The 9,765-nt window shown below is 75.9% G+C and carries 6 protein-coding genes; 1 reads left to right on the top strand and 5 read right to left on the bottom strand.

Annotated features, from left to right (window positions below):
* Window positions 1-58 precede the first annotated feature (58 nt).
* From DEF28_RS23300 to DEF28_RS23315, 4 genes are all read right to left on the bottom strand, one after another.
* Entirely contained in the window at window positions 59-262 is a 204-nt protein-coding gene (locus tag DEF28_RS23300; RefSeq protein ID WP_114397188.1) for a cold-shock protein, read from the bottom strand.
* A gap of 237 nt (window positions 263-499) precedes the next feature.
* Entirely contained in the window at window positions 500-2,818 is a 2,319-nt protein-coding gene (locus tag DEF28_RS23305; RefSeq protein ID WP_114397189.1) for an FdhF/YdeP family oxidoreductase, read from the bottom strand.
* Window positions 2,819-2,957: 139 nt separating this feature from the next.
* Window positions 2,958-4,073 (bottom strand): enolase C-terminal domain-like protein, encoded by a 1,116-nt coding sequence (locus DEF28_RS23310; RefSeq protein WP_114397190.1) that lies wholly within the window; start codon window positions 4,071-4,073, stop codon window positions 2,958-2,960.
* Window positions 4,064-7,168, bottom strand: a complete 3,105-nt coding sequence (locus tag DEF28_RS23315; protein ID WP_181874257.1) for an FAD-binding and (Fe-S)-binding domain-containing protein — start codon at window positions 7,166-7,168, stop codon at window positions 4,064-4,066. Before DEF28_RS23315 ends, DEF28_RS23310 begins: the two co-directional genes overlap by 10 nt.
* A gap of 212 nt (window positions 7,169-7,380) precedes the next feature.
* Here DEF28_RS23315 and DEF28_RS23320 point away from each other — a divergent pair, with 212 nt between their 5' ends.
* Window positions 7,381-8,397: an SDR family oxidoreductase gene (locus DEF28_RS23320; protein ID WP_114397192.1), complete on the top strand. Its 1,017-nt coding sequence runs from the start codon at window positions 7,381-7,383 to the stop codon at window positions 8,395-8,397.
* Window positions 8,398-8,923: 526 nt separating this feature from the next.
* Here DEF28_RS23320 and DEF28_RS23325 read toward each other — a convergent pair.
* Window positions 8,924-9,730 carry a helix-turn-helix domain-containing protein gene (locus DEF28_RS23325; RefSeq protein WP_233515498.1) on the bottom strand — a complete coding sequence of 269 codons (807 nt, stop codon included), beginning with the start codon at window positions 9,728-9,730 and terminating at the stop codon, window positions 8,924-8,926.
* Window positions 9,731-9,765: the final 35 nt, after the last annotated feature.

The raw sequence follows: 9,765 nt of genomic DNA on the forward strand, positions 1-9,765 counted from the left end.
GCGGACGGGGGCTGCCCGGTCTCCCGGACGGCCCCCGCCGACGTTTCCGCTGCCGCTGCTAGAGGGCGCGCACGTTCTCGGCCTGCGGGCCCTTCGGGCCCTGGGCGACGTCGAACTCGACGCGCTGGTTCTCATCGAGGTTGCGGAAGCCGTTGCCGGCGATGTTGCTGTAGTGCACGAAGACGTCGGGGCCGCCCTCGTCCTGGCTGATGAAGCCGAAGCCCTTTTCGCCGTTGAACCACTTCACGGTTCCCTGAGTCATGCTCGGTCTCCTTCCGAGTCCGATTCCAGACCCGCACCCTGCGAGTCCGGGGGTGCTGCGAACCTTCCTCGAAAAGAAAAACGCCCGCTGGTCAAAAACTCCGCGGGCGATCACGAGTGATCAGGCGAAATCAACGACTGCAACCCAGTTGTCACGCTAGCACACCCGCCCCGCCCGGTCCACGGAGCGCGGGAGGTGGAGCGGCCCGGCGCCGGTCCCCCGGCGCCGGGCCGGGCGTCAGATCACGGCGGGGACGCCGCTGTCGGCCTCGAAGCGCACGACGACCGACTTGGAGGTCGGTGTGTTGCTGACCTCCGCGGTGGAGTCGAGCGGCACCAGGACGTTGGCCTCCGGGTAGTAGGCGGCGGCGCACCCCTCGGCCGTCGGATAGTGCACCACCCGGAAGTGCGGGGCGCGGCGCTCCACCCCGTCGGCGAACTCGCTGACCAGGTCCACGTAGTCGCCGTCCGCGGCGCCGAGCCGCTCGGCGTCGCGGGGGTTGACCAGCACCACGCGGCGGCCGTCGTGGATGCCGCGGTAGCGGTCGTCGAGGCCGTAGATCGTGGTGTTGTACTGGTCGTGGGAGCGCAGCGTCTGCAGCAGCAGCCGGCCCTCGGGGACCCGCAGCACCGTGATCTCGTTGACGGTGAAGTTGGCCCGGCCGGTGGCCGTGGGGAAGCTGCGGCTGTCGCGCGGGGCGTGCGGGAGCGTGAACCCGCCCGGCGCGCGGACGCGGGCGTTGAAGTCCTCGAAGCCGGGGACGACCCGCGCGACGCGGTCCCGGACGCGGTCGTAGTCGGCCGCGAGCTCCTCCCAGGGCACGGTGTCGCCGGGGCCGAGGACGCGGCGGGCCAGGCCGGCGATGATGTCGACCTCGGAGCGCATGTCGGGCGACAGCGGCGGCACCGAGCCACGCGAGGCGTGCACCTTGCCCATCGAGTCCTCGACGGTGACGAACCGCTCGCGGCCGTCCCGGACGTCGCGGTCGGTGCGGCCGAGTGCGGGCAGGATGAGGGCGCGGGCCCCGGTGACGGCGTGCGAGCGGTTCAGCTTCGTGGAGACGTGCACGGTGAGGGAGCACCGGCGCATGGCCTGCTCGGTGGCGAGGGTGTCGGGCGAGGCCGACACGAAGTTGCCGCCCATCGCGAAGAACACCTTGACGGCGCCGTCGCGCATCGCCCGGATGGTCCGCACCACGTCGTAGCCGTGGTGGCGGGGCGGCTCGAAGGCGAACTCGGCGCCGAGCGCGTCCAGGAAGCGGTCGTCGGGGCGTTCGAAGATGCCCATGGTCCGGTCGCCCTGGACGTTGCTGTGCCCGCGCACCGGGCAGACGCCCGAGCCGGGGCGGCCGATGTCGCCGCGCAGCAGCAGGAAGTTGACGACCTCCCGGATGGTCGGCACGGAGTGCCGGTGCTGGGTCAGGCCCATGGCCCAGCAGACCACGGTGCGCCGGGAGGCCAGCACCATGGCCAGCGCCTCCTCGATCCGCTCCCGGCTCAGGCCGGTGGCCTCGCCGACCTCGGCCCAGAACGTCGCCTCGTCGGGTTTGAGCAGGGCGGCGGCGAAGTCCGCGAAGCCGCTGGTGTGCTCCTCGATGAACGCGTGGTCGATCGGGGTCCCGGTCCCGGCCTCGTCGGCCTGCAGCAGCAGGCGGTTGAACGCGCTGAAGAGGGCGAGGTCGCCGCCGAGGCGGATCTGCAGGAACAGGTCGGTGAGGCGGGTGCCGCGGCCGAGGACGCCGCCGGGGGTCTGGGGGTTGCGGAACCGCTGCATGCCGGCCTCGGGCAGCGGGTTCACGGTGATGATGCGGGCACCGGCCTTCTTGGCCTTCTCCAGCGCGGTGAGCATGCGCGGGTGGTTGGTGCCGGGGTTCTGGCCGGCGACGATGATGAGGTCGGCCTGGTAGAGGTCCTCCAGCAGGACGCTGCCCTTGCCGACGCCGAGCGTCTCGGTGAGGGCGGAGCCCGACGACTCGTGGCACATGTTGGAGCAGTCCGGCAGGTTGTTGGTGCCGAAGCGGCGGGCGAAGAGCTGGTAGAGGAACGCCGCCTCGTTGCTGGTGCGCCCGGAGGTGTAGAAGGCGGCCTGGTCGGGCGAGTCGAGGGCGGTCAGCTCGCCGGCGACGAGGTCGAACGCCTCGTCCCAGGTGACCGGGACGTAGTGGTCGGCGCCTTCGGCGAGGTACATCGGCCGGGTGAGGCGGCCCTGCTGGCCGAGCCAGTAGCCCGAGCGGCCGGCGAGGTCGGCGACGGAGTGGCGGGCGAAGAACTCCGGTTGCACGGCGCGCCGGGTGGCCTCCTCGGCGACCGCCTTCGCGCCGTTCTCGCAGAACTCGGCGGCGTGCCGGTGGTCGGGCTCCGGCCACGCGCAGCCGGGGCAGTCGAAGCCCTTGTCCTGGTTGACGTTGAGCAGGGTGAGCAGGCCGCGCCGCGGGCCGGCCTGGCGCCCCACGATGCGGACGCTGTTGACGACGGCCGGGATGCCGGCCGCGGCGCTCTTGGGTTCGCCGACGCGCGGCGCGTCCTGGCGCGGGTCGTCGATGGGTGCGCTGGACATGATGCGGACAACCCCCTGTACTGGTGGCGGTACCTCGGGCGCGCTCCCGGCGGCTCGGGGGCGGGCACCGGCTCCATTGTCGCAACCGGTGGGATGGGCGGACGCGTCGCCCCGCGCGGTGCCTGCCCTCGGCGGCGGGTCAGCCGGTCCGGTAGGGCTCGGCGTCGCGCTCCCGCAGTCGCAGGCCGTGGCCCGGGCGGTCCGGGTCCGGCCGCAGGACGCCGCCGGCCGGCGGGGGCGCGCCGTCGAAGAAGCGCGTCTCGATGCGGACGTGGTCGTGGAACCACTCGATGTGGCGCAGGCGGGGCACGGCCGCGGCGACGTGCAGGTGCAGGTGCGGCGCGCAGTGCGCGGAGACGTCCAGGCCGTGGGCGGCGGCGAGCGCGGCCGCGCGCAGGAACTCCAGGATGCCCCCGCAGCGGGTCACGTCGACCTGCAGGCAGTCCACGGCGCCGGCGGCGCACAGGCCGCGGAAGTGGCCGGGGCCGAAGCCGTACTCGCCGGCGGCGACGTCCATCGCGACCCGGTCGCGCACCCGGCGCAGGCCGGCGGGGTCGTCGGAGGAGACCGGCTCCTCGAACCACCGGACGTCGAGGTCGGCCATACGGCGGCCGACCCGGATGGCCTGCTTGACGGTGTAGCCGCCGTTGGCGTCGGCGAACAGCTCGGTGCCGGGGCCGACCACCTCCCGGGCCAGCGCCAGGCGGTGCAGGTCGCGGGACTCGCGGCGCCCCCACGACTCGGCGATCTTGATCTTGACGCGGCCGAAACCCTGCCCGTGCACCCAGCCGGCCAGCTGCTCGCGCAGCACGGCGTCGTCGTAGGTGGTCAGCCCGCCGCTGCCGTACAGCGGCACCTCGTGGCGCACCGCGCCGAGCAGCCGGTACAGCGGGAGGCCGAGCAGCCGCGCCTTGAGGTCCCACAGCGCGGTCTCGACCGCGGAGACCGCGCAGCTCACCGCGCCGGGGCGCCCGGCGTTGCGTACGGCCGCGAGCATGTCCTGCAGGGCGGCCGGGACGTCCAGGGCCGGCCGGCCGCAGACCCGCGGCGCGAGCAGGTCGCGGACGAGTGCTCCGCACGCGGCGGCGCCGTAGGTCCAGCCGAGGCCGCTCCGGCCGCCGCCGACCGCCCGCACCAGCACCATGGTGGTGGCGTCCCAGGTGAGGGTGCCGTCGCCGGAGGGGCGGTCGACGGGCACCGTGTAGACGGCCGCCTCGACCTCCTCGACGGCCGGGTCGGCGCCGCTCACCGCCATGTGTGCCGCCCGGGGGCGCGGCGCGGCCGCCCGGCGGCGACGGCCTCGGCCCGCAGCGCCCGCGCGTCGTAGGGGCGGGCCCGGCGGGGGGCGGTGAGCCGGGTGGCGGCGCGCTCGGGGTGGCGGTCGGGCAGCGCGCCGCGCAGCGCGAGGTCGAGGGCCTCGGCGAGGTGCAGCGCCTCCCGGCCGGTGCCGGCGTGCTCGATCTGGGTGCGGCAGCTGAAGCCGTCGGCGAGCAGCACGGCGGCGGGGTCGGCGGCGCGGACGGCGGGCAGCAGGCCGTCCTCGGCGCACGCCATGGACACCGCGTAGTGGCCGTCGGTGAAGCCGAAGTCGCCGGCGAGGCCGCAGCAGCCGACGTCGAGCACCTCGGGGTCGGCTCCGGCGCCGGCGAGCAGCTCCCGGTCGGCGTCGAAGCCGAGCACGGCGTGCTGGTGGCAGTGCGGCTGGGCGACGGCACCGCGCTCCAGGCGGGGCGGCTGCCAGTCGGGGGCGTGGCGGGTGAGGAGTTCGGCGAGGGTGTAGGTCTGGTCGCGCAGCCGGCGGACGTCCTCGTCGTGCGGGAAGAGGTCGGGGGCGTCCGAGCGGAGCACGGCCGTGCAGGAGGGCTCCAGCCCGACGACGGGGGTGCCGGCCCGGATCTCCGCGCGCAGGGCGGTGACGGTGCGCCGCAGGACGCGGCGGGCGACGCCGAGCTGCCCGGTGGAGATCCAGGTCAGTCCGCAGCAGAGCGTCGCCGCGGGGACGCGGACGGCGAAGCCGGCCGCCTCCAGGACGCGGACCGCGGCGGCGCCGATCTCGGGGCGCAGGTTGTCGGTGAAGGTGTCGGGCCACAGCAGCACCGGGCCGCGCGGGGCCTCCCCGGGGTCGCCCGCGCCCCGCGCGGCGCGGCGGCGGAAGGCGTCGCGGAACCGGACGGGGGCGAACGCCGGGATGGGGCGCTCGGCCGCGAGGCCGCCGAGCCAGGCGGCGGCGCGGGCGAGCGGCGGGGCGGCGGTGAGGGCGTTGACGGCCCCGGGGCCCAGGGCCGCGGCGCGGGCCCACAGCGGGAGCCAGCCCATGGCGTAGTGCGGGAGCGGGCGGGGCCGCCAGGCGTAGTGGTGGGACAGGAACTCGGCCTTGTAGGTGGCCATGTCGACGTTGACGGGGCAGTCCTTGCGGCAGCCCTTGCAGGCGAGGCAGAGGTCGAGGGCGTCGCGCAGCTCGCGGGAGCGCCAGCCGTCGGCGATGAGGCCGCCCTGCAGCATGTCGAAGAGCAGCCGGGCCCGGCCGCGGGTGGAGTGCTCCTCCTCGCGGGTGACCCGGTAGCTGGGGCACATCACGCCGCCGGAGTCGTGCCGGCACTTGCCCACGCCGACGCAGCGCAGCGCGGCGCGGGCCAGGCTGCCGTCGTCGCGGGGGTAGCCGAAGCGGGTGGCGGGGGTGGCCGGCTGGTAGTCGGCCCCCAGGCGGAGGTTGTCGTCGAGGCGCTGGGGGCGGGCGCCGTCGGGGTGGATGAGCTTGCCGGGGTTCATGCGGTCGCCGGGGTCGAAGATCCGCTTGAACTCGGCGAAGGCCGGCATGAGTTCGGCGCCGAACATCTTCGGCCACAGTTCGGCGCGGGACTGGCCGTCGCCGTGCTCGCCGGAGAAGGAGCCGCCGTGCCGCACCACCAGGTCGGCGGCGCGCTCGACGAACCGCCGGTAGTCGGCGATACCGGGCCGGGAGCGCAGGTCGAAGGGGATGCGGGTGTGCAGGCAGCCGTGGCCGAAGTGGCCGTAGAGCGAGGAGCGCTCCGCGTAGCCGAACTCCTCCAGCAGGGCGTGCAGGTCGCGGAGGTAGTCCCCGAAGTTCTCCGGCGCGACGGCGGAGTCCTCCCAGCCCTCCCAGGTGTCGGGCTGCGCGGGGACCCGCGCGGTGGCGCCGAGGCCCGACTCGCGGATGCGCCACAGGGCGTCCTCCTGGGCGGGATCGTCGTAGACGCGGATCGTGGGCGGGTTGCGGAGCCCGCGCATGGCGTCGCGGAACTGTGCGGCGCGGTCCTCGGCCTCGCGCCGGTCGGCACCGCCGAAGCGCACCATGAGCCATCCGCTGCCCTCGGGGAGCCCGTCGAGGGCCGCGGTGGGGGCCAGGTGCTTGCGGCGCTCGTAGCCGATGAGCTTGCTGTCGAGCCCTTCCAGGGCGAGGGGCTCGAAGGGGGTGACGTCGGGCACGGCGTCGGCGGCGGCGAAGACGTCGGGGTAGCCGCACACGACCAGGGAGGAGGCGGCGGGCTCGCGGACCAGCCGCAGCTCGGCGCGGAGCACGGTGACTAGCGTGCCCTCGGAGCCGACGAGGGCGCGGGCGATGTCGAAGCCGTTCTCGGGGAGGAGGGCGTCGAGGTTGTAGCCGGAGACCCGGCGGGGGATGTCGGGGAAGCGGCGGCGGATCGCGAGTGCGTGGCGGTCGCGGAGTTCGCGGAGCCGGCGGTGGATGTCGGCGGGGCGGCCGCCGGCGGCGAGGATGCGGGCGTAGTCGTCGTCATCGGTCGGCCCGACCCACATCCGGCAGCCGTCGTAGGTGAGCACCTCCAGCCGGCGGACGTTGTCGGAGGTCTTGCCGTAGGCCTGGGCGGTGGATCCGCAGGAGTTGTTGCCGATCATGCCGCCGATGGTGCAGTGGTCGTGGGTCGAGGGCTTTGGGCCGAAGACCAGCCGCCCGTGCTGGCGGGTGTGCGCGTTCAGCGTGTCGAGGACGATGCCGGGCTCCACGACCGCGGTGCCGGCCTCGGTGTCGAGTTCGACCAGCCGGTTGGCGTACTTGGACCAGTCCAGGACCACGGCGACGTTGCAGCACTGGCCGGCGAGGCTGGTGCCGCCGCCGCGGGAGAGGACGGGGGCGTCGTGCTCGCGGCACACCGCGAGCGCCTCGGCGGCGTCGGCGACGTCGCGGGGGACGACGACGCCGATCGGGACCTGGCGGTAGTTGGATCCGCCGGTGGCGTAGACGGAGCGGGAGCCGTCGTCGAACCGGACCTCGCCGGCGACGCGGTCGGCGAGGTCGCGGCGCAGCGCCGCGACGTCGACCGGCGGGCCGGCGTGCGTGCGCACGCCGGGAGCGGGTAGCCGCACTGCCACGTCCGCGCACCGCCCTTCCGAGGCCGTCCGTGCTCGCGGCCGGGCATCCCGGCCGCGCGCCGGGCCGGAACGCCCGGTGCGCTGGCCGCTAACCGCTGGTCGCGGCGGTAAACCCGCGGGGGCGGCCGGCGGCGTCCGCGCATGGCGGCGACCGGCGCGGGTAGCGGGGCGGCGGCGCGCGGAGGCGGGAGAGGGACAGGGGGGAGCGCGACATGGCCGGGCGGTCGAAGGTCGTGGTGGTGACGGGTGCCAGCGGCGGGATCGGGCGGGCCGCGGCCGTCCGGTTCGGGGCGCGCGGCGACTCGGTGGCACTGCTGGCACGCGGTGAGCGCGGGTTGGCGGCGGCCGCGGAGGAGGTGCGGGCGGCCGGCGGCACCGCGCTGCCGGTGCCGGTGGACGTGGCGGACTTCGATTCGGTGGACGGCGCGGCCGCCCGGGTCGAGGAGGAGCTCGGGCCGATCGACGTGTGGGTGAACGACGCCTTCACGTCGGTGTTCGCGCCCGTGACCGAGATCGCGCCCGAGGAGTTCCGCCGGGTCACCGAGGTCACCTACCTCGGTTACGTGCACGGGACCAAGGCGGCGCTGGCCCGCATGCTGCCCCGGGACCGCGGTGCCATCGTGCAGGTGGGCTCCGCGCTGGCCTACCGGGGCATCCCGTTGCAGTCGGCGTACTGCGCGGCCAAGCACGCCATCCAGGGCTTCCAGGACGCGCTGCGCTGCGAGCTGCTGCACGAGGGCTCGGGGGTGGCGGCCACGATGGTGCAGATGCCGGCGGTCAACACACCGCAGTTCGACTGGGTGCTGTCCCGGCTGCCGCGGCGCGCCCAGCCGGTGCCGCCGATCTACCAGCCGGAGGTGGCCGCGCGCTCGGTGGTGTACGCGGCCGACCACCCGCGTAGGCGCGAGTACTGGGTGGGCGGCTCGACCGCGGCGACGATCCTGGCGAACAAGGTCGCGGCGGGGCTGCTCGACCGCTACCTGGCCCGCACGGGCTACGCCTCGCAGCAGACGGCGCAACCGCGCCCCGCCGACCAGCCGGTGAACCTGTGGCGGCCGGCCGACGGGCCCGGGGGGCACGACTTCGGCGCGCACGGCCGCTTCGACGACCGCGCGCACCGGCGCAGCCCGCAGGCGTGGTTGTCCCGGCACGCGGCCGCGGTGGGCGCCGCCGCGTGCGGCGGCGCGGCGGCGGCGGGAGCCGCGTGGGTGCTGCGCCGGGCGCGGTGAGGGGAACGTTTCCGCACTTCGACCCGCCCGCTCCGCCGCGTGGGCGTCCGGCCGCTGGGGAGGTCGGCGGGACCGCCTGCGGGCACGGCGGAGGGCGGTCCCGCCCGCCTGCCCCGTGGGCGCGGGCGGTGGCCGGCCGCCTCCGCTGGCAGCCGCGGACGCCGGCGTCCGGCCGGGCGGCTCCGCCCGGCACGCTCCTCGGCGGCGGGGAGGCCCCACTCCGCGACTCCGGTCGGCGATGCCCTGATCCGCTCCGGGATGGCCCGGGCCATCGCCGACCGGAGCCGCGGGCCGCCGGGCAGCCGACGTGGCCCGGTGGAGGGTACGCCGTCCCCGCCGGCGCTTCCTCGGGGTTCGCGGACCGCCCGGCGGCCTCCTCGGCTCCCCCGCGCCGCGCGCGGGGAGTCCGCTCCCGGAGGAGTGCCGGCGGCCTGCGGCGTCCACCGCTGACGGCCGGGTGGCACCGGCACCCCGGCGGCGGCCCGCGCCGGTGCGCGGTCGCGGGGAGCGGCCGCGGGCCTACGGGTCAGGTGCGGCAGGCGCGGTGGTAGCGCTGCGGGGGCGTGCCGACGACCGCGGTGAACTCGCGGGTGAGGTGCGACTGGTCGCTGTAGCCGAGTTCGGCGGCGAGCCGGGCCCAGTGGACGTCGCCGCCGCGGCGGGCGCGTTCGGCGACCTCGTAGAGGCGGTAGCGGCGGATCACCGCCTTGGGGCCCAGGCCGACATGGTCGGCGAACCGGCGCTGCAGCTGGCGCACGCTCAGGCCCTCTCCGGCGGCGAGCGATTCGACGCTGACCACGGCGGGGTCGGCGGCGGCGCGCTCGGCGGCCGCGCCGGTGCGCTCCGAGGGCTGGGGGTGGCGCGGCAGCCGGCCGGCGAGGAACGCGTCCGCTGCGGCGGCGCGGGCCCGGGCGTCCGGCGCCGCGGTGACGGCGGCCACGGCCTCGGCGGCCGCCGGGCCCATGACCTCGGCGAGGTCGAGCACGGCGTCGAGGATCCCGGACATCGGGCGGCCCAGGAACGGGCGGAAGCCGGCCGGGCGGAACATGACGCCGAGTACCCAGCCAGCGCCGTGCAGCGTCTGCTCGGAGACCCGGGTCGTGGGACCGTGCACGGCGGCGGCGCCGGGTGAGAAGACGACGTTGACCACCGGGTGGGCGAAGACCCGCTGGGTGTGGGGGGCGCGGCCGCGCAGGTCCCACGTCACGCTCCAGTACCGGTCGACGAACCTCGCCACCGCCGGGGACGGCGGGTGGCGGTCCAGCTGGAACCGGGCCAGCCCCGCCTCGGGCGCGATGATGCCGCGGGCGTCGTTGCGCACTGGTTCGACCACGTCAGCAGCCTAGTTCCTGTCTCTTATACACATCT

The organism is Marinitenerispora sediminis, assembly GCF_003336425.1.
In the GTDB taxonomy this organism is placed as follows: domain Bacteria; phylum Actinomycetota; class Actinomycetes; order Streptosporangiales; family Streptosporangiaceae; genus Marinitenerispora; species Marinitenerispora sediminis.

Excerpts from the sequence above, each read along its gene's own strand:
- DEF28_RS23300 (WP_114397188.1), bottom strand. The coding sequence starts at position 262 with ATGACTCAGGGAACCGTGAAGTGGTTCAACGGCGAAAAGGGCTTCGGC.
- DEF28_RS23305 (WP_114397189.1), bottom strand. The coding sequence starts at position 2,818 with ATGTCCAGCGCACCCATCGACGACCCGCGCCAGGACGCGCCGCGCGTC.
- DEF28_RS23310 (WP_114397190.1), bottom strand. The coding sequence starts at position 4,073 with ATGGCGGTGAGCGGCGCCGACCCGGCCGTCGAGGAGGTCGAGGCGGCC.
- DEF28_RS23320 (WP_114397192.1), top strand. The coding sequence starts at position 7,381 with ATGGCCGGGCGGTCGAAGGTCGTGGTGGTGACGGGTGCCAGCGGCGGG.